Raw genomic sequence first — 18177 nt, 5'->3', positions numbered from 1 at the left:
CACCGGGTCAGCGCGGTGGGGCGACCTCGCCCTGCTCGGGGAGCACGTGCATCATCGATTCCCAGGCCCGGAGAGACGTGACCGGCAGCAGGCGGGCCTCGCCCTCGGTCTCCTCGACGAGCAGGTGATCGTCGCCGCGGCGCAGGTGCACAGCGTGGTCGCGGGCCTGCTCTCCGGAGGGCGTCGTCCAGGCGGCATGCACCTCGACCACCTGCCAGGAATCATCGGCCGCCGGGGGGAGCGCCGCATCCAGCCGCGGGCGCACCGCGTCCCATGCGGTCCGGCGCGTGGCGCCGTCCGGGTCGGTCAGAGCCAGCAGGTCCGCGGCGGCGACGGGGATCGGCGCGGCATCGGCCGGGGGAGGCGTGCCGGGCCGGAACCGGACCAGCCGCGTGATGCCCCCGGGAAGGGAGACCAGCGGGAACGCGGCGAGCTCCGCCGTGCCCTCGCGCAGCGGGCTGATCCGGGCGCCCACGGCGTTGACGCCCAGGCTGAGGTGATGGTCGTGCCGCGCCCCGGGGCCGGAGACCGTGACCTCGACGGTGAACATCGGGGAGAGGAGGGCCGTGCGCAGAGGAGCCATCGCGGCATCCTCCCCGGTCTGCGGGACGTGCTCGGCGAGGATCTCCGCGATCGAGGCGCCGTCCTCCTGCGCGAGGGCGTCGCGGAGGCGGTGGATCGCCGTGTCCTCGCCGCGGAAGGCGGCGGTCGCCGGGTCGTAGGAGATCATCGGTCGGCTCCGTTCTGCGCGGTGATCCGGGCTGTGGAGAAGATGCGATCGGCCAGCTGCGAGGCCTCGCGGTCGCGGAAGGGCAGGGAGGTCAGCGCGATGGTCACCAGGACGTCCCCGTGCAGCGCGAAGACCTGGCGCACGATCACGCTGATCTCCTGCTCGGTGGACTGCACCAGGGCGCGCAGGTGCCCCTCGCGTCCGTCGAGGACCACCGGGCGGTCGTCGACGAGGTGGAGGTCCGGGACGGCGGCGTGCAGCTGCACCAGGGAGGAGGCGCGCACCGCCTCCAGATGGGCGGGGAGGCCCTCGGGCAGGCGCTCGATGCCCACCACCAGGGTGTCCGCGAAGGGGCCCGCTTCGGCGGGAGGCATCGCTGCGACGAAAGCGGCGGTCTCCTGGCCGGTGTGTCGGTCCCAGCTCTCGGGGACGTCGATCTCGAGGGTGATCCCCGGGACCGCGGGGGCCGTGATGATCTCGCGCGTGGTGCTCATGTCGTCTCCTCGGCGTCAGGGTCGGTGGTGCGGATGCGGTCCATGGCGCTATCCGAGGAAGAAGTCGGCGATCGCGTTGCCGGCGCTGGAGCCGGCCAGGCCGCCGATGATCCCGCCGACCGCTCCGCCGATCACGGTGCCCACGCCCGGACAGATCATCGTGCCGATGGCCGCGCCGCCGGCCGCACCTCCCCAGGCGCCGAGCCCGCCGCCGGCGGCGTTGGCACCGCCGTCGATGACGGCCCGGGTGACGCGCTCGCCCGTGCTGAGGCTGGGATCGGAGGCGTCCTGCTCCCAGCGGTCCCATCCGGCGAAGCCGCCGGTGACCACGGCGCCGACGGGCCCGAGCACGCGCGAGAGGCGGGAGGCGGAGCCAGCCGCGCCCCGGAACGCGTTCATGAGGTCGTCGCCGCCGGCGGTGAACAGGGTCGCCAGGGTCCTCGGGTTCATCACGTACTTCGTGAAGCCCGTGAGCGCCCCGCCCAGCCCATCCAGGATCCCGGACAGGCCCAGGCCCAGCCAGTCCTCCCCGTCGTTGGGGCCGGGCAGGAAGTCCCGCCAGGACAGGCCGTCGTCGTCGAAGCGGAAGATGTCCCGCAGCCGTTCCCCGAGGGCGTCCCAGCCATCGGCCGCAGAGGCGATGTCCTGGTCCTGCGCCTGATCGGCGATGTCGCGGGCGAGGTCCATCAGCCGCGAGATCGCCTGGTCGATCGGGCCGCTGCGCAGCGCCCGCCATTGCTCGAGGAAGGCGTCGTGGTCGGGGCCGACCCAGGCGGCGCCGATGCCCTCGACGCGCGTCGACAGGTCGTCCATGCTCGCGGCCAGCGTCTCCCGGCGCGAGGCGAGGAGGGATGCGAAGTCCTCGCCCTGCGCGGTGTCCATGCCGTAGAAGGTCATCGATGCTCTCCCTGTGTCGTCTCGCGCTCCAGTGTGTCGGGCATCGGACGATCGCGCGACGGGGAGAACTCCCCATGCTCCGGCCGGGGCCCTGCCCGGCGGATCTGCCAGGATGGAGGCATGTCCCAACGCGCCCTCCTCGCCGTGGTCTTCGCCCTCGTCGGCATCGTCCTCCTGGGCATCGCCCTGTGGCTGCGGTCCGGGTCCCCGGCGCCGCTGCGGTTCTGGATGAGCCCCTTCCACGAGGATTGGATGGCAGAGCGGCTCGTGCTGCTGGGCCTGCCGACCGCGGGCGGCCTGCTGCTGTGCTGCGCCGCGATCGCGGCGCCGCTGGAGACGCCTCTGCTGCGGCTGCTGGGCGTGGCGCTGCTGCTCGTCCTCGCGGTGCCGATGCTGTACTTCCTCGCCGCCTTCCTGCCGCTGCCGGCGTTCCTATACCCGCGATGGGCCCGCCAGGTGCAGGCGGGGCGCGCCCAGGCGATGCGCGCGTTCGGAGGGCAGCGCGGCCGATGACCGCTCCTGCTCGGGAGAGGTCCGATGAGCCCTCTGTCCTCGGCGCAGCCCGTGCTGGATAATGCTTTCCATGCCCTCAACGCTCATCCCCACGCCCGACGGCCTCCTCCGCGACGGCGCGCCGCATCTGATCGTCTCCGGTGCCGTGCACTACTTCCGGATCCACCCCGAGCAGTGGCGGGACCGGCTGCGGCGCCTGGTGGCGATGGGCTGCGACACCGTGGAGACCTACGTCGCCTGGAACCTCCACCAGCCGGCGCCGGGCACCACCACCTTCGAGGGCATCGCGGACCTGGGCCGCTTCCTGGACATCGCCGCGGAGGAGGGGCTGGACGCGATCGTGCGCCCCGGCCCGTACATCTGCGCCGAATGGGAGAACGGCGGCTTCCCCGGCTGGGTGACCGGTGCGCCCAGCGGCCGCGCCGCCGGGTCGCTGCGGCTGCGCACCCGCGACCCGGAGTATCTCGCCCACGTGGACGCCTGGTTCGATGCGCTGATCCCCGTGATCGCGCCGCGCCAGGCCACCCGCGGCGGCAACGTCGTCATGGTCCAGGTCGAGAACGAGTACGGCAGCTACGGCGACGACCTCGCCTATCTCGAGCACCTGCGCGACGGGCTGCGCGCCCGCGGCATCGAGGAGCTGCTGGTGACCTCCGACGGCCCCGCCCGCATGTGGCTGACCGGCGGCACCGTCGACGGGGCCCTGGCCACGGTGAACTTCGGCTCCCGCGCCGCCGAGGTCCTCGAGATGGCCGCCGAGGAGCTGCCCGAGCAGCCCCAGATGTGCATGGAGTTCTGGAACGGCTGGTTCGACCACTGGGGCGAGCAGCACCACACCCGCCCCGCAGCCGATGCCGCCGCCGAGCTCGCCACCATGCTCGAGGCCGGGATGAGCGTGAACTTCTACATGGCCCACGGCGGCACGAACTTCGGCCTCACCGCGGGCGCCAACCAGGACGGGCCCCTCGAACCGACCACCACCAGCTACGACTACGACGCCCCGATCGCGGAGGACGGCACCCTCACCGAGAAGTTCCATGCCTTCCGCGAGGTCATCGCCCGCTTCCGGGAGCTGCCGCCCCTTGCGGAGCAGCTGGAGCAGCTGGGCATCGCGGCGGAGCCGGCGCATCTCGCACCGGCCGAGGTACCGATCCGCTCCGTGGTCGCCGTGCGGGAGACCGAGCGCTTCACCCGGCCGGCGCCGGTGTGCATCGCGCCGCCGACCTTCGAGGAGATCGGCCTCGAGCGCGGGCTGCTGCGGCTGTCCCGCGAGATCGAGATGGTCCGCACCACCGGCGCGGACGGCGCCCCCGGCGTCGCCCCGCTGCGGCTGCACGGCCTGCACGACCGCGCCTGGGTGTTCGTCGACGGGATCCCGGCGGGCATCGCCGACGACCGCGTGGACCCCGCGGTCGTGGACCTCGTACCGCTCGCGGAACGGATCCTGCGCGGGGAGCCCTACCGCACGGTGCGCGTGGACGTCCTGGTGGAGAACCTGGGCCGCAGCAACTTCGGGCCCCACCTGGGCGATCGCAAGGGGATCGTGGGCGGCATCTGGCAGGGCGTGCGATTCCACGACGACTGGGAGGCCGATCCGTGGCCCCTCGAGGAGATGGGCGCCGAGCTCGCGGCGATCGCCGCCGGCGGCCCCGCCCTCTCGGCCGATGCGCTCGCGGCGGACGCGGCCGCGACCGCCACCGCCGATGCGGCCACGACAGCCACCGCGGACGCGCTGCCGGTGCTGGTCAGCGCGAGCTTCACGGCCGATGCCCCGGCGGACACCTTCCTGGACGTCTCCGCCGCCGGGCACGGCGTCGCCTATGTCAACGGCTTCTGCGTGGGCCGCTACTGGGGCATCGGCCCGCAGCAGGCGCTCTACGTGCCGGCGCCGCTGGTCCGCGAGGGCGAGAACGAGGTGCTGCTGCTCGAGCTCGAGCGCGTTCCCGCGCGCCTGGCCCTGTCCGAGACCCCGATCTGGTCCACCCCGGGCGCCGACTGACCCGGCCGAGCGCCGGGCCGTTGCGGGCCCGGCTTCGCGAGGACGGGCCGCCGCGGTGGCGCCGGCCCGTCCCGCGGCGGCTCAGCCCAGGGTCGCCGGGCGCTGCGGGGCGATGCCGCGCACGTGCTCGTCGAGGAAAGCGAGGAAGGTCGCGTACCAGACCTCGGCGTTGCCGCGTCCCTGGATCCAGTGGCCCTCGTCGGGGAAGTACAGGTAGCGGTGACGGGTGCGGCCGTGCTCGTCGCGGGGCGTGGCCGAGAAGGCCAGCAGGTCGTACCAGAGCGCATGGCCCTGCGCGATCGGCACCCGGTAGTCCTTGTCGCCGTGGATGACCAGCATCGGCACCACGATGTCCGCGACCGACGCCTTGGGGTTGAAGCGCGGGTTCTGCGGTCGCATGGGCCGGTCCCAGCCGGAGTTGTCGGTGGTGTGCCCCATCGTCTCGGTGTCCCACAGGGAGGCATGGGTGACGATGCAGCGGAAGCGGTCCCCGGTGTGCCCGGCCACCCAGTTGGCCATGTAGCCGCCGTAGCTGCCGCCGGCGAAGGCGGTGGCGGACTCGTCGATGTCCGGGCGGGCGATCGCCGCGTCGGTCAGCGCCATGATGTCGGTGAACGGCGCCCCGCCCAGCTCGTGCTGACCGCGCTCGATCATCGCCTGCCCGTACCCGGTGGAGATCGCCGGGTCCGGCAGCAGCACCGCGTAGCCCGCGTCGACGAACGGCCCCGGGTTCCACCGGTAGGTCCAGGCGTTCCAGGAGCCCCACGGGCCGCCGTGCGCGAAGACGACCAAGGGATGCGGACCCTCGCCGCCGGGCAGGTGCAGCCAGGCGCGCAGATCGGTGCCGTCCTCCGCGCGGGCGGACACCTCGGTGAGGTCGCCGGTCCGCAGGATCTCGTCGGCCGGGTTCGGCAGGGCCGTGAGGCTGCCGGAGGCCGGGTCCACGGCCACGGGGTGCGGGGCGACGGCCACGCCCGATGCCGCGGCGACCACTCGACCGGCGGCGACCTGCACGGCGGAGAAGGAGAGCTCCTGGCCGGGCCCGCCGGCGAGGCGCCGCGGCGCGGGGTCCTCGAGGCCGCCGATCCACAGCGCCCCGCGGCCCTCGTCGTCGCTCGAGGCCACGAGCGTGGCCTCGTCCAGCCAGACGGGATCGACCCATCGGTCCAGCTGCGGCCACAGCTCGGAGGCCTCGGCCTCCTGCAGCGGCGTGTTCCCGGCGAGGGCCCGGTCGAGGTCGAGCACGAAGGGGCGGCTGTCCGCGGCGGCGGACTCGGTCCACGTCTGCTCCCGGCCGATGATCACGCGCCCGCCGTCCGGGCTGAACGCCCCGGCGGACCAGCTCTCCTCGGCCGTCGCCTCGCGCAGCAGCCGGGGCGGCGTCTGCCCGGTGAGGTCGAGGAGGTAGAGCCGGGAGACGCCCAGCAGTTCGCCGACGCTGTCGCGCATGGTGACGAGGGCCCGGCGGCCGGCGCGATCCGCGCTCCAGTCGGTGAGCTCGCCCGGAGGCATCTCCAGGTGGCGGAAGCGCAGCACCTGCGGGGAGGTCTCCTCGTCCGGCTCATCGGCCCCGGTGCCCTCAGACCTCTCCTCATCGGCCGCCCCGGGGCGAGGGAGGGCCGGGGCGGAGAACAGGTCCTCCGGCAGCTCGGCGACGGCGAGCACCTCGCGCGCCGGCCCCAGGTCGTGGTCCCAGTACCGGGTGGGGAAGCCGTCGTGGAGGACGGCGGTCACCTTCGCGTCGCTGCGCTCGGCGGTGAGCTCCGCGTGCTCGGCCTCGTCGCGCGCCTGCGAGTGCACCGACAGCTGGGCGATCAGGACGCCGTCGCCGGCCTGCAGCCCGCCGAAGCCACCGGGGCGGGAGGCCAGCTCGCGGGCCTCGCCGCGCACGGGCAGCGCCCACAGCCGGGCGTCCTCGGCCTCGGAGCCGTCCTCGCCGGGGCGCTTCGCGGTGAACAGGGTGGTGCCGTCCTCGAGCGGGGCGACGGAGCCGACCGAGGCGCTGCCCCGGGTGAGGGTCACCCGCTCCTGGCCGATCAGCTCGACGAGCTCGGTGCGGTACGCCGTGCCCTTCGCATCGGGCCGGGAGACGCGGGCCAGGATCCGCCCTCCCGGGGTGGTGTGCAGGCCGGCGAGCCGCGCGGCATCCAGCAGGGTGGTGATGCTCTGTGAGGTCATGATGTCGATCCTGCCAGGTGGGAGGGGATTCCGGGGCGGGGGCTCGGGGGCGGCGGGCGCACGGCGGCCCCGGCCCTCCGGACGCGCAGGGCGTCGTCGCGAGGGCCGGGGCCGGGCCCGTCAGCGGTTCGGGGCGGTGGCGGGGACGTCCGCCGGCAGCACCGCGGCGTACTCCTCGAGGATCTGCTTGCCGCCGCGCTCCTCCCAGTCCTTGACCGCGGCGGTGAAGTCGTCGAGGGTCTTGCGGCCCTGGATGACGTCGTTGCGCACGTCGTTGACGCGGGTGTTCAGCTCGGTGCCCTTCGAGGAGGCGGTGTCGGAGTACAGGCCCGTGATGGGGCGCGGCTGCGAGCTGGCCAGCAGCTCCTTCTCCTTCTCGTAGATGTACTCCGAGTCGCCCGGGATCGAGTTGTAGATGACGCCCTCGCCCGCGGTCATGATCTCCAGCGCCCCGCGCAGGCCCGGGACGTCCCTCTGCCCGCTCTCGGTGAGGACGTAGTTGCCGTCGGTGACGGTGTAGTCCTCGCCCTCGGTGCCCCAGTTCTTGTGCATGAACTCGACGGTGCCGAAGGGGGCCGAGAGCCAGTTGACCAGGTCCAGCAGCTCGCGGATCCGGCCCTCGTCCTCGGTCTTGGTGAAGGGGGTGAAGCCGACGGTGCCGTAGCCCATGTTGTGGTGGGGCGTGCGGCCCTCGACCGCGGGGAAGGGGATGAGGATGTCCGAGAGCAGGTCCGGGTTGATGGTGCGCGCCTTGGTGGCGGCGCGCGGGCCCACCTCGACCATCGCGCCGATGGTGCCGTTGGCGAAGTACTGCGCGCCCTCGGCGAGGTTCAGGTCGGGGTAGAACACGCCCGCCTCGAAGACCTTCTGCGCGTATTCGAGGGTCTCGAGGTACTCCTCGGTCTGGAAGTTCGCGGTGAGGGTCCGGTCCTCGTTGATGCGGTACCCGTTGGGCACGCCGAACCACTGGCTGAACATGTGGAAGGCATTGGGCAGGAACGGCTCCAGCGCCCACCGCTTCCCGGGGATGAGCACCTCGATGCACTTGTCGAGGAACTCCTGGGCGCTGGCGGACTGGAATCCGCCCACGGCCTCCCACACGGTGGGGTTGCCGAGATAGACCTGGCCGAAGGGCGTCGAGGGGATCGGCGCTCCCCAGATCCGCCCGTTGACCACCGCGGTGCGCCACGATCCGGGGGTGAGGGCGGCGAGGTTCGGGTATTCGAGGACGGCGTCGCCGGAGAGGTACTCCGTGAGGTCCGTGAACTGCGATTCGAGCATCGGCCCGATGTTGGGGATGCCCTGGTTCGGCGGGACCCACATGAGGTCGGGGAGATCGCCGGAGGCCAGCAGCGTCGCGAACTTCTCGGGGTAGGCGTCGATGACGATGTCCAGCGCCAGGGTGCCGCCGAGGGCGGTGTTCAGGCGCTGCCAGAACCCGTTGTCGGCCATCGGCGGCGAGGGCGTGGCGAAGGTCTGGGTGAGCGCGGTGATCTCGCCGGAGGTGATCGGCGGCTTCTGCGTGGTCTGCAGCAGCTCGGCCGGGGCCTGCAGGTACACGTTGTGCAGGCCCTGCTCGTTGCCGGGGAGGTCGGGGGTCAGGCCCTCGATCGGCTGGTAGGTGGGCAGGGTCAGCTCGGCCGATGCCTCGGCGCCGCCCCCGCCGGAGCTGCCGCCGGAGCCGCCGCCGCAGGCGGTGGCGCCCAGGGCGAGGGCGGAGGCCATGCCGGCGCCGAGGACGTGGCGGCGGTTCGGGGTGAAGGTCATGGGGTGCCTTTCGACGAAGGGGGGAATGCGGGATGGGGGGAAAGACGATCAGCTGTGCTGGTTCGGCTGATCGTCAGCCTTTGATCGCCCCGGTGATGACGCCCTTGGAGAAGTACTTCTGGAGGAACGGGTAGACCAGGACGATGGGGGCCAGGGCCACCACGACGACGGCCATCTTGATGGACTGCGGCGGCGGGGCCTGGGAGACGCCGAGGGAATCGGCGGTCAGGGAGGTGCCCTGGATGACGTAGCTGCGCAGGATCAGCTGGATCGGCCACAGGGTCTGGTCGCTGATGTAGAGCATCGCGGTGAAGAACGAGTTCCAGAACCCGACCGCGTAGAACAGGCCGATCACCGCGATCACCGCCTTGGACAGCGGCAGCACGATCCGCACCAGGATGGAGATGTCGCCCGCTCCGTCGATGCGCGCCGATTCCAGCAGCTCGCGCGGGATGCCCATGAAGAACGAGCGCATGACGATGAAGTTGAACGCCGCGAACAGCCCCGGCAGGATCAGCGACCACACCGTGTTGAGCAGGTGCAGCTGCTTGATCATGAGGTACATGGGGATCAGGCCCGGGCTGAAGAACATCGTCACGATGATCGCCATGAGCATGAACCGCCCGCCGATCACGGGCCGGCTCAGCGCGTAGGCCATGCAGATCGTCACCGCGAGCGCCAGCACGGTCCCGACGACCGTGACGAAGACGCTCACCCCGAGCGCCCGGAAGACGAGGGGGCTGGCGAAGATGGTCCGGTACGCCTCGAGGGTCGGGTCGGTGGGGAACAGGACGTAGCCGCCGGCCTCGCGCAGCTGCTCCTCGGAAGCGAAGGAGGTGGACACGACGATCAGCATCGGCACGATGATCGAGATCGAGACCAGGCCGATCACCAGGATCTTCATGCCGGTCAGCGGCAGCGACGGGCGCTCCATCCAGGCGGCGCGCTCGGAGCGGCCGAAGGCCCAGCCCCACAGGCGCTCGTGGACGGAGGTCGCGGAGGTGCGCGGGCTCATGAGGGCCTCCCTCGGTAGATGCCGTCCTCGCCCAGGAGGTGGGCGATCTTGTTCGCGGCGAGGATGAGGACGGTGCCGACGACGCCCTTTGCCAGGCCCGCGGCGGCGCCCATCGACCAGGACCCGCCGATCACGCCGGTGTAATAGGCGTAGGTGTCCAGCACCTCGGCCGCATCGGCCCCGACCGCATCGCGCTGGAGGATGAACTGCTCGAAGCCGACGGTGAGGATCGAGCCGAGGTTGAGGATCAGCAGCAGCACGATCACGGGCCGCATGCCCGGCAGGGTGATGTGCCAGATCCGGCGGAACCTCCCGGCGCCGTCGGCCGCGGCCGATTCGTACAGCGCCGGGTCGATCGCGGCGAGCGCGGCGAGGAAGATGATCATTCCCCAGCCCGCGTCCTTCCAGGCGACCTCGAGCACCACCAGCAGCGGGAAGGTGTCGGGGTTGGTCATGAAGCCGATCGCCTCGCCGCCGGAGCGCACGATCATCTGGTTGATGAACCCGGCCCCGCCGAGGACCTGGTGGAACAGGGCGATCACGAGCACCCACGACAGGAAGTGGGGCAGGTAGACGATCGACTGGAACGCCCGGCGCAGCCGCGGGGTCATCATCGAGTCCACGATCAGCGCGAGCAGGATCGGCAGCGGGAAGAACAGCAGCAGCTGCAGTCCCGCGAGGACCAGGGTGTTGCGCAGCGCGAGGCCGAAGCGGTCGTCGTCCACGAGGTCCGTGAAGTTCTGCAGGCCCACGAAGGGCGCCTCCCAGACCGTGAGGTAGGGCTGATAGTCCTGGAAGGCGATGACGTTGCCGAGGATCGGCACGTAGAAGAACAGCAGCAGGCACAGCGCGCCGGGGACCATCAGCAGCAGCATCTGCCAGTCGCGGCGCAGACGGGTGCGCAGGCTCGCCCGGGGGCGGCGGGGCAGGGCGGCCGATGCTCCCGCCGCCCCGGTGCCGCCGGCGGCTCCGGTGCCGCGGGCGGCACCACGGCCGGGAGCCGCGGCGGCCTGGCGTGCCGCGGCGCCGCCGGCGGCCGGCGCGGGGCCGTCGGGGGCCGGGCCGGCCGGGCCGGGAGGCGCGGGATCGCGCTCGGTGGACATCGTCACGGGTGTCTTCCTCTCGATCCGGGCCCGTCCGCCTTGACAGGGTGAAGCCGAGAGTAAATGCTTTCACAGTGTCCGTGCAACGGCTCACACGCCGATGGACCCCTCGACGTTCCCCGGCCGGACCCGGCACAGTGGCCTGACCGGCAGGTTCGTCTCCTCCAACTGCTTCTCGACTCCTTCCAGATCGGTGGTTCCCCATGACAGACCTCAGGATCGGCGTGATCGGCTTCGGCGCCCGCGGCCCCGTGGCCCGGCACGCGCATCGGCCCGGGGAGGGCTCGCGCGTCACCGTCGTCGCCGAGCCCACCGAGCGGGGGCGGGCCGATGCCCGCCGGATCCTCGGCGAGGACGTGGCGCTGGTGACCTCGGTCCAGGAGCTCGTCGCGGAGCACGAGGTCGACGCCGTCATGATCCTCACCCCGGACTTCGCGCACGCCGAGGTCGCGCTGGTGACCCTCGGCGCCGGGATCGCGACCTTCTCCGAGAAGCCGATGGCGATCCGCATCGAGGACACCGACGCGATGCTGGCCCTGGCCATGGAGAAGCGGGCGCGGCTGTTCGTGGGCCACAACATGCGCCACATGCCCGTGATCCGGCAGATGAAGGAGATCGTGGACTCCGGGCGCATCGGGCGGGTCCGGGCGATCTGGTGCCGCCACTTCGTGGGCGCCGGCGGCGACTTCTACTTCAAGGACTGGCACGCGGACCGGTCCAAGGCGACCAGCCTGCTGCTGCAGAAGGGTGCCCACGACATCGACGTCATCCACTGGCTCGCCGGCGGCTACACCCGCCGCGTGTCCGGCATCGGGGACCTCGCCGTCTACGGCGACGTGACCGACCGCCGCGACAACTCCGACCGCCGCATGGGCGACTGGTACGACGAGGACGTCTTCCCGCCCACCGCCCAGAAGGAGCTGAACCCCGTCATCGACGTCGAGGACATCTCCATGCTGTCCATGACGCTGGACAACGGGGTGCTCGCCTCCTACGAGCAGTGCCACTTCACCCCCGACTACTGGCGCAACTACACCGTGATCGGCGACGCCGGCCGGATCGAGAACATGGGCGACGGCGGCGGCGACCAGATCCACATCTGGACCTCCCGCCGCTCCGGCCCCGGCCACCCCGACGCGGTGGAGGTCATCTCCCGCGGCGACGGCGGGCACGGCGGCGCGGACCCGAACCTCGTCGCGGAGTTCCTGCGCTTCGTGCGCGAGGGCGGGGCGACCGACGTCTCCGTCATCGCCGCGCGCGAGGCCGTCGCCACCGGCTGCGCGGGCGCCGAGTCGATCCGCAGCGGCGGGATCCCCGTCGACATCCCCGAGGTCCCCGCCGAGGTGCGCGCGTACTTCGACTCCGGCCAGGCCTGAGCCGCCCCCCGGGCCCCTGAGGAGGGGGACGGGAGCTCGAGCCTCCCGCCCCCCCCGGGGCCGGTCAGGCGGCGGCGAAGACGCGCTGGAGGCGCTGCGCCTCGACGCGGCCGGCCTCGCGCCCGGGACCGAACCAGCGGCGGGTGTCCACCGGCGCCCCGTCGGCCACGAGGATCTCCCGCACCGAGCGGGTGAGCACCTGGTTCAGGTGGGTGGAGACGTTGATCTTCGTCATCCCCGCGCGGATCGCCGCCTGGATGCCGGCGTCGCTCACCCCGGAGGAGCCGTGCAGCACCAGCGGCACCGGCACCGCGGCCGCGATCCGGGCGATGAGGTCCGTGTCCAGCTCGGCATCGCGCGTGGTCATCGCATGGGAGGAGCCGACGGCGACGGCGAGCAGGTCCACGCCGGTGTCCGCGGCGAAGCGGGACGCCTCGGCGGGGTCGGTGCGCACGTGCGGGGCGTGGACGCCGTCCTTCCCGCCGACCTCCCCGAGCTCCGCCTCGACGCTCGCGCCGCAGGCGTGCGCGGCGCGGACCACCGCCGCGGTGCGGGCGCGGTTCTCGGCATCGGGCAGGCGGGACCCGTCGTACATCACGGAGGTGAACCCCAGGCGCAGCGCCTCGTCGACGAGGTCGCGGTCATCGGCGTGATCGAGGTGCACGGCGACGTCGACCGCGCAGGTCCGCGCGATCTCGAGGGTGCCCAGGGCGATCGGCGCGAGGGAGCCGTGGTAGCGGGCCGCGTTCTGGCTGATCTGCATCACCACCGGGATGCCGGTCTCCTCGGCCGCGGCGGCGAAGGACTCCGCGTTCTCGAGGTGGATCACGTTGAAGGCGGCCAGTCCGCGGCCGGCGCGGCGGGCGGCCTGGGCGAGCGGGGCCAGCGGCGAGAGGGTCATCGGGTCTCCAGGGGTGCGGGGGTCGCGGGACGGACGGTGCCGGGGCGGGTCTCGGCGAGGATCCGCCGGCGCAGTTCGAGGTCGATGGCGCCGGCGACGGGACAGGGGAGGGTGGCGGCGCTGGTGGCGACCGCATCGGCGAGGGCCTCGGCGGTCAGGGGCCTGCCGCCGGCCAGATGGCGGGCCAGGGCCGCGACCGCCGCGTCGCCGGCACCGGTGGGGTTGCCCGGCAGGCGCCGCGGCGGGCGGGCCGTGAGCACGGCGCCCTCGGCCCGCACCGCGACCATGCCCTCGGGGCCCTGGGAGCAGGCCACCGCCCGGGCTCCGCGGGCGACCAGGCGATGGCAGGCGTCCGGGACGGATGCCGCGCCCGTGGCCTCGAGGGCCTCCGCGCGGTTGGGGGAGAGGAGGTCCGCTCCCGCGTCTGCGGCCGCCAGCAGCGCCGGGCCGGAGACGTCCACCAGCACGGGCACCTGCGCGGCGCGGGCGTCGGCCACGAGGTCCCCGACATCGGCCCCGGTCATGCCCGGCGGCAGCGATCCGCCGATGGTGAGGGCGCGGGCGCGGGGGAGCAGGGCGCGCACGGCCGCGCGCAGCCGCGCCGTCTCCGCGGCGGTGACGCGGGGGCCGGGCTCGTTCACGCCCGTCGCCCCGGAGGCGTCGAGGATCGTCACGGTGCGGCGGGTCTCGCCGCCGATGGCGGTGAACGCCTGGCGGATCCGCGGATGCTCGGCGCCCAGGCGGGCGGCGAGGTCCTGGCCGCTGCCCGCGCCGAGGGGGCCGAGCACGGTGACCTCCTCGTCGAGCTGGTCGAGCACCCGCGCGGTGTTCAGGCCCTTCCCGCCGGGCGTTAGGCGGGCGGCGAGGGCGCGGTGCTCGGCGCCGGGGCGGAGCGCGCCGACGGTGTGCGTGATGTCGAGGGCGGGGTTCGGGGTCAGGCAGAGGATCATGCGCCCGCCGCTCCCGCCCCGGTCCCGACCGGCCAGGCCGAGCCCCGGTCCGATGCCGATGCCGATGCCGATGCCGACGAGGATGAGGCCGCCGCCGCGGCGACGGGGTCGGGCCCGTCGCCGTGCTGGGCCAGCAGCCCGGCGCCGAGGCATCCGGCCCACATCCCCAGCCGCGCCGGCACCACGGGCGGGGCCGGGATGGCGCCGAGCCGCGGCGCGATGGCGCCGCGCAGCGGGGCCAGGACGGTCTCCCCGCCCTCGGCGAGGCCGCCGCCGATGACGATCGGCAGCGGGCCGATGCCCGAGACGATGGTCGCCAGCGCCTGGGCGAGGGTGTCCAGCGCCCCGGCCAGCACCTCCTCGGCGGTGCGCTCCCCGGCGCGGGCCCGGGCGACGACCTCCCGGGCGTCGGGCCCGGCCCCGGCCGCGATCCCGGCGGCCTCCGCGTAGCGGCGGCCGATGGCGGAGGCCGAGGCGACCTCCTCGAGGCGCATGTGCCGCCCGGTGACCGGTTCGAGCACCCGCAGCTGGCCGATCTCCCCGGCGTAGCGGTCGCCCAGGAGGTGGCCCTCGTGGACGACCGCCGCCGCGACGCCGGTGCCCAGGGGGACGAAGACGAGGTCCGCCGGGGCGCCGCCGGGGGACGCGGCGAGCGGGCGTCCCGCGCCCCAGCTCGCCTCGGCGAGGGCGCCCGCCCGCACGTCATGTCCGACGCGGACGGGGCCGGGCAGGGCTGCGCGCAGCAGCTCCCGGATCGGCACCTGCTCCCAGCCCAGGTTGATGGCGAGCTCGACCGTTCCGGCGGCCTCGTTGATCACGCCGGGGACGGCGACGCCCACCGGCGTCGTCGGCGCGAGGCCCGCCCGGGCGCCGAGGATCCCGGCGTGCTGCGCGATCCGGGCGACGACCTCGTCCGGGGTGGCCGGGGTCGGCAGCGAGAGGTGCGGTCCGAGCTCTCCGGTGGGGCCGACGACCCCGATCTTGATGCGGGTGCCGCCGACGTCGACGCCGAGGACGGTGCCTTCGGCGGGGGCCGCGGGGGTCATGGCGCCGGCTCGAGGTGCACGGCGCGGGTCAGGGAGCGGGGCCGGTCGGGATCCAGGCCCCGCGCCTCGGCGCGGCGCACGGCGGCCAGGTGCACCGCGGCGAGCTGGGCGAGGGGGTCGATGCCGGGGGCCAGGAAGGTCGCGCCGGTGGCCTCGGTCTGCTCCTGGAGCCCGGCCGGCGCGGTCCCGAAGCTCACCGTCAGCCGGCCGGGCTGGGCGATGGCGATCGGGCCGTGGCGGTACTCCATGGCGTAGTAGGACTCGGTCCAGGACTGCGAGGACTCCCGCAGCTTCAGCGCGGCCTCGTCGGCGAGGTGCTTGCTCCACCCGGTGCCCAGGAACGTCAGCTGCTCGGCCTCGATCCAGTGCGGCGCGGGCTCCTGGGCCAGCGCCGCCTCGGCGTCGGTGATCGCGGGGGCGAGGTCCTCGCCGAGGGAGCCGCGCAGCAGGGCCAGGGCGGTGGTGGCGAAGCGCGTCTGGACGATCGAGGTCTCGTCGGCGAAGTCCAGGACGATCTCCGCCCCGGCATGGGCGGCGGCAGGCCCCTCGCCGACGGCGGTGATCAGCACCGAGGGGGTGTCCCGGTGGGCGGCGAGGAGGTCGATGATCTCGCTGGTCGTGCCGGAGCGGGAGATCGCCACGATGCGGTCGTAGTCGCGCACGGAGGAGACCTCGGTGGCGGTGGCGGCGTCGGTCCAGCCGTGGCCGGCGGCCTCGCGGAGGTCGGCGTACGCCGCGGCGATGAACCACGAGGTGCCGCAGCCGACGGCGAGCACGCGCTCCCCGGGCCCGGGCAGCTGCCCGGAGACGCGGGGGAGCAGGTCCAGGGCCGCCCGCCAGCATGCGGGCTGGGTGCGCAGCTCCTGCTCGGTCGCGGTGATGGCGGTGGGGGCGGGTGCGGTCATGAAGGCTCCTCGACGGTCGGTCCACAGCGGCGTGGTGATTGCTCATGATCGTAACGCCATCTTGTGCGCAGTTGCAATCAATCTGCGCCGCGATGCGAGACCTTCCGGAGGCGTCGGGAGTCGATGAGTAGGCTTCAGGAGAACGCCATCCCGCCGCGACGACGCGCCTGCCCGCCCGAGACCTCGAGGAGCCATGGACCAGCACGCTTCTCCCGACCGCGCCGCGCGCGGCATGCACCGCAGCCGGCGCGAGCGGCTGGACGACGAGCTGAACCTGATCATGGAGCGCGGGCACATCGCGGTCGAGGAGCTCACCGAGGAGCTCGGCGTCTCCCCGGCCACCGTGCGGCGCGACCTCGACCACCTCGCCGGCCAGCAGCTGGTGATCCGCACCCGCGGCGGGGCCTCCGCCCACTCCTCCGCCGCCGCGCTGCCCCTGCGCTATCGCGCCTCCCGCCATGCCCGCGCCAAGGAGGCGATCGCCCGCACCGCCGCGGGCCTGGCCCGTCCCGGCAGCGTGGTGGGTCTGAACGGCGGCACCACCACCACGACCCTCGCCCACGAGCTCTCCGCCCGTGCCGAGTTCGTCGAGTCCGAGCAGCAGACGGTGCTGGTCACCAACGCCGTGAACATCGCGCAGGAGCTCGCCGTGCGCAGCCATCTGCAGATGGTGGTCACCGGCGGGGTCGTGCGCGAGCAGTCCTTCGAGCTGGTCGGCAGCTGGGCCGAGCAGCTGCTCGCCCAGATCCGCATCGACACCCTGTTCCTCGGGGTCAACGCGATCAGCGCGGCCGACGGCGCCCGCACCCACAACGAGGCCGAGGCCTCCATCAACGCGCGGCTCGTCGAGCGCGCCCACCGCGTGGTCGTCATCGCCGACTCGAGCAAGGTCCTCGCGCACGCCTTCGCGCTCATCTGCCCCATCGGCCGGGTCGACGCGCTGGTCACCGACGCGGGCATCGACCCCGAGGAGCTCGCCGCCCTGCGCGCGGCCGGGGTCGAGGTGCATCTGGCCGATGCCGCCGACGAGGGCGAGGCGGACGGCGCCGCCGATGCCGCCGGTGCCGCCGACGAGTCCGAGGGCGCGCGATGAGCCCGTCCGGATCCGGCGAGGGCGCATCGGCCCCGGCCGTCGCTGCGGGGCCGGACGGCACGGAGCCCGACTCCCCGGAGCCCGGCGCCGCGGGGTCCGACCGCACCGAGCCTGTCGCCGCGGAGTCCGAGGCCGCAGAACCCGACGGCACGGAGCCCGACGCCGCGGGAGCATCGGCCCCGTCGCCGGCCGGCCCGGCGACCCTCGCCGATGTGGCGCGGCGCGCCGGCGTCTCCGTGGCGACCGCCAGCTTCGTGCTCTCGGGCCGCTCCGGGGGCAAGCCCTCCGGATCCCCCGAGACCCAGTCGCGGGTGCGGGCCGCCGCGGAGGAGCTGGGCTACGTCCCCAACCGCAACGCGCGGGCCATGCGCACCGGGCGCAGCGACTCGATCGTCCTCGCGCTGGGCAGCGTCGAGGACCCCTGGGGCATCTCGCTCGCGCAGGAGGTCTGCGCCCGGGCGCTCCCCGGCGGGCAGTCGACCCTGATCCTGGCCGACGAGCGCTGGTACGAGTTCCTCTCCGGGGCGAGCCACGACTGCTCGTTCATCACCAGCGTGGACCACACGCCCGATGCCGCCGACCAGGTGCGCCAGCTCGCCCGCGGCGGCGGCGGGATCGTCGCCTTCAGCGAGCGGGTCGCGCCGGAGGGCTTCGACGTGGTCCGCTCCACCGCCCTGCCCGCGGTGGCCGATGCGTACCGGCGCCTGCGCGGGCGCCACGAGCGCGTCGCCTTCCTGTCCCTGCCGGGGCCGGCGCTGAGCCGGCGCCCCTACGGGCCCTCGCGGCTGTGGGCGTACCGCGACGCGGCGGCCGCCGCCGGCGACCCGGTGGAGCATCTGCTGCGCGTGCCCGGGGACGGCTCCCGGCGGGAGGCGCTGCGCGAGTGCATCGACTGGCTGCAGGGGCCGCAGCGGCCCGAGGCCGTCATCTGCTCGACCGGCTACCTGGCGCTGGCGCTGCAGGCCGCCGCCTGGCAGGTCGGGCTGCGCGTGCCGGAGGACCTCGAGATCATCTCCATCGGCGACGTGCCCGAGGAGTCGCAGTTCCTGGAGCCGGTGAGCTACTACGGGGTGCGCGACGTCTTCTCCCGCATGGCGGAGATCATCGTGCACCGCGCGCAGGTGCGCCGGGACGAGCCCGGGGCCCTGCACGAGTTCGCCTGGGAGTTCTTCCCCGGCGAGACCACCCTGCCCGACTGAGGGCCGCGCCC

The 18177-nt window shown here is 73.8% G+C and carries 16 protein-coding genes; 5 read left to right on the top strand and 11 right to left on the bottom strand.

The genetic code is table 11. The features are described 5' to 3' along the window. Positions 1-7: 7 nt before the first annotated feature. Genes ABD234_RS14965 through ABD234_RS14955 form a run of 3 tightly spaced genes read right to left on the bottom strand, consistent with a single transcriptional unit; the run spans position 8 to position 2121 of the window. On the bottom strand, positions 8-730 hold the full coding sequence (locus ABD234_RS14965) for a hypothetical protein (RefSeq protein WP_344357833.1): 723 nt from the start codon (positions 728-730) through the stop codon (positions 8-10). Continuing rightward, on the bottom strand, positions 727-1224 hold the full coding sequence (locus ABD234_RS14960) for a hypothetical protein (protein WP_038374645.1): 498 nt from the start codon (positions 1222-1224) through the stop codon (positions 727-729). The genes ABD234_RS14965 and ABD234_RS14960 overlap by 4 nt, the downstream gene beginning before the upstream one ends. Positions 1225-1272: 48 nt before the next feature. After that, a complete protein-coding gene (locus ABD234_RS14955; RefSeq protein WP_038374646.1) occupies positions 1273-2121 on the bottom strand; it encodes a WXG100 family type VII secretion target in 849 nt (282 codons plus the stop codon). Positions 2122-2241: 120 nt separating this feature from the next. Between ABD234_RS14955 and ABD234_RS14950 the strand changes: the two genes are divergently transcribed. Together ABD234_RS14950 and ABD234_RS14945 are read left to right on the top strand one after the other, a co-directional pair. Then, entirely contained in the window at positions 2242-2634 is a 393-nt protein-coding gene (locus tag ABD234_RS14950) for a hypothetical protein (RefSeq protein WP_038374647.1), read from the top strand. A 70-nt stretch (positions 2635-2704) separates the two neighbouring features. Then, positions 2705-4633, top strand: a complete 1929-nt coding sequence (locus tag ABD234_RS14945; RefSeq protein ID WP_344357829.1) for a glycoside hydrolase family 35 protein — start codon at positions 2705-2707, stop codon at positions 4631-4633. An 81-nt stretch (positions 4634-4714) separates the two neighbouring features. On the opposite strand, the gene ABD234_RS14940 is transcribed toward ABD234_RS14945, so the two are convergent. The 4 genes from ABD234_RS14940 to ABD234_RS14925 all read right to left on the bottom strand — a co-directional run bounded on the left by ABD234_RS14940 (position 4715) and on the right by ABD234_RS14925 (position 10696). Beyond that, the gene (locus tag ABD234_RS14940; protein ID WP_344357826.1) at positions 4715-6811 is read right to left on the bottom strand and encodes a S9 family peptidase; all 2097 of its coding nucleotides are present in this window, start codon (positions 6809-6811) and stop codon (positions 4715-4717) included. 120 nt (positions 6812-6931) lie between these two features. Further along, on the bottom strand, positions 6932-8578 hold the full coding sequence (locus ABD234_RS14935; RefSeq protein WP_344357823.1) for a type 2 periplasmic-binding domain-containing protein: 1647 nt from the start codon (positions 8576-8578) through the stop codon (positions 6932-6934). A 73-nt stretch (positions 8579-8651) separates the two neighbouring features. Next, a complete protein-coding gene (locus tag ABD234_RS14930; protein WP_156954207.1) occupies positions 8652-9512 on the bottom strand; it encodes a carbohydrate ABC transporter permease in 861 nt (286 codons plus the stop codon). A gap of 77 nt (positions 9513-9589) precedes the next feature. After that, entirely contained in the window at positions 9590-10696 is a 1107-nt protein-coding gene (locus ABD234_RS14925) for an ABC transporter permease (RefSeq protein WP_425546795.1), read from the bottom strand. A gap of 203 nt (positions 10697-10899) precedes the next feature. Between ABD234_RS14925 and ABD234_RS14920 the strand changes: the two genes are divergently transcribed. Then, entirely contained in the window at positions 10900-12072 is a 1173-nt protein-coding gene (locus tag ABD234_RS14920) for a Gfo/Idh/MocA family protein (RefSeq protein ID WP_344357820.1), read from the top strand. Between the two features lie 64 nt (positions 12073-12136). Here the strand turns inward: ABD234_RS14920 and ABD234_RS14915 are convergent, their stop codons facing one another. The 4 genes from ABD234_RS14915 to ABD234_RS14900 are packed head-to-tail and all read right to left on the bottom strand — an operon-like array spanning position 12137 to position 15874. Beyond that, positions 12137-12973, bottom strand: a complete 837-nt coding sequence (locus ABD234_RS14915; RefSeq protein WP_344357818.1) for a class II fructose-bisphosphate aldolase — start codon at positions 12971-12973, stop codon at positions 12137-12139. Continuing rightward, the gene (locus tag ABD234_RS14910; RefSeq protein ID WP_344357816.1) at positions 12970-13923 is read right to left on the bottom strand and encodes a 1-phosphofructokinase family hexose kinase; all 954 of its coding nucleotides are present in this window, start codon (positions 13921-13923) and stop codon (positions 12970-12972) included. Before ABD234_RS14910 ends, ABD234_RS14915 begins: the two co-directional genes overlap by 4 nt. After that, positions 13920-14969: an ROK family protein gene (locus tag ABD234_RS14905; protein ID WP_344357813.1), complete on the bottom strand. Its 1050-nt coding sequence runs from the start codon at positions 14967-14969 to the stop codon at positions 13920-13922. Before ABD234_RS14905 ends, ABD234_RS14910 begins: the two co-directional genes overlap by 4 nt. Further along, positions 14966-15874: an SIS domain-containing protein gene (locus tag ABD234_RS14900; protein ID WP_344357810.1), complete on the bottom strand. Its 909-nt coding sequence runs from the start codon at positions 15872-15874 to the stop codon at positions 14966-14968. The genes ABD234_RS14905 and ABD234_RS14900 overlap by 4 nt, the downstream gene beginning before the upstream one ends. A gap of 193 nt (positions 15875-16067) precedes the next feature. Between ABD234_RS14900 and ABD234_RS14895 the strand changes: the two genes are divergently transcribed. Next, positions 16068-16967 (top strand): DeoR/GlpR family DNA-binding transcription regulator, encoded by a 900-nt coding sequence (locus ABD234_RS14895; RefSeq protein WP_344357807.1) that lies wholly within the window; start codon positions 16068-16070, stop codon positions 16965-16967. Beyond that, positions 16964-18166, top strand: coding sequence for a LacI family DNA-binding transcriptional regulator (locus ABD234_RS14890; protein ID WP_344357804.1), 1203 nt, complete (start codon positions 16964-16966; stop codon positions 18164-18166). Before ABD234_RS14895 ends, ABD234_RS14890 begins: the two co-directional genes overlap by 4 nt. Positions 18167-18177 lie beyond the last annotated feature (11 nt).

Origin of the sequence: Brachybacterium phenoliresistens, from assembly GCF_039530785.1 — a bacterium.
Taxonomy (GTDB): domain Bacteria; phylum Actinomycetota; class Actinomycetes; order Actinomycetales; family Dermabacteraceae; genus Brachybacterium; species Brachybacterium phenoliresistens.
This window is presented reverse-complemented; position numbering and strand designations above follow the sequence as displayed.

What these genes read in the sequence shown, in the direction of transcription:
- ABD234_RS14965 (WP_344357833.1), bottom strand. Translation starts at nt 730, where the DNA reads ATGATCTCCTACGACCCGGCGACCGCCGCCTTCCGCGGCGAGGACACG.
- ABD234_RS14960 (WP_038374645.1), bottom strand. Translation starts at nt 1,224, where the DNA reads ATGAGCACCACGCGCGAGATCATCACGGCCCCCGCGGTCCCGGGGATC.
- ABD234_RS14955 (WP_038374646.1), bottom strand. Translation starts at nt 2,121, where the DNA reads ATGACCTTCTACGGCATGGACACCGCGCAGGGCGAGGACTTCGCATCC.
- ABD234_RS14950 (WP_038374647.1), top strand. Translation starts at nt 2,242, where the DNA reads ATGTCCCAACGCGCCCTCCTCGCCGTGGTCTTCGCCCTCGTCGGCATC.
- ABD234_RS14945 (WP_344357829.1), top strand. Translation starts at nt 2,705, where the DNA reads ATGCCCTCAACGCTCATCCCCACGCCCGACGGCCTCCTCCGCGACGGC.
- ABD234_RS14940 (WP_344357826.1), bottom strand. Translation starts at nt 6,811, where the DNA reads ATGACCTCACAGAGCATCACCACCCTGCTGGATGCCGCGCGGCTCGCC.
- ABD234_RS14935 (WP_344357823.1), bottom strand. Translation starts at nt 8,578, where the DNA reads ATGACCTTCACCCCGAACCGCCGCCACGTCCTCGGCGCCGGCATGGCC.
- ABD234_RS14930 (WP_156954207.1), bottom strand. Translation starts at nt 9,512, where the DNA reads ATGGAGCGCCCGTCGCTGCCGCTGACCGGCATGAAGATCCTGGTGATC.
- ABD234_RS14925 (WP_425546795.1), bottom strand. Translation starts at nt 10,696, where the DNA reads ATGTCCACCGAGCGCGATCCCGCGCCTCCCGGCCCGGCCGGCCCGGCC.
- ABD234_RS14920 (WP_344357820.1), top strand. Translation starts at nt 10,900, where the DNA reads ATGACAGACCTCAGGATCGGCGTGATCGGCTTCGGCGCCCGCGGCCCC.
- ABD234_RS14915 (WP_344357818.1), bottom strand. Translation starts at nt 12,973, where the DNA reads ATGACCCTCTCGCCGCTGGCCCCGCTCGCCCAGGCCGCCCGCCGCGCC.
- ABD234_RS14910 (WP_344357816.1), bottom strand. Translation starts at nt 13,923, where the DNA reads ATGATCCTCTGCCTGACCCCGAACCCCGCCCTCGACATCACGCACACC.
- ABD234_RS14905 (WP_344357813.1), bottom strand. Translation starts at nt 14,969, where the DNA reads ATGACCCCCGCGGCCCCCGCCGAAGGCACCGTCCTCGGCGTCGACGTC.
- ABD234_RS14900 (WP_344357810.1), bottom strand. Translation starts at nt 15,874, where the DNA reads ATGACCGCACCCGCCCCCACCGCCATCACCGCGACCGAGCAGGAGCTG.
- ABD234_RS14895 (WP_344357807.1), top strand. Translation starts at nt 16,068, where the DNA reads ATGGACCAGCACGCTTCTCCCGACCGCGCCGCGCGCGGCATGCACCGC.
- ABD234_RS14890 (WP_344357804.1), top strand. Translation starts at nt 16,964, where the DNA reads ATGAGCCCGTCCGGATCCGGCGAGGGCGCATCGGCCCCGGCCGTCGCT.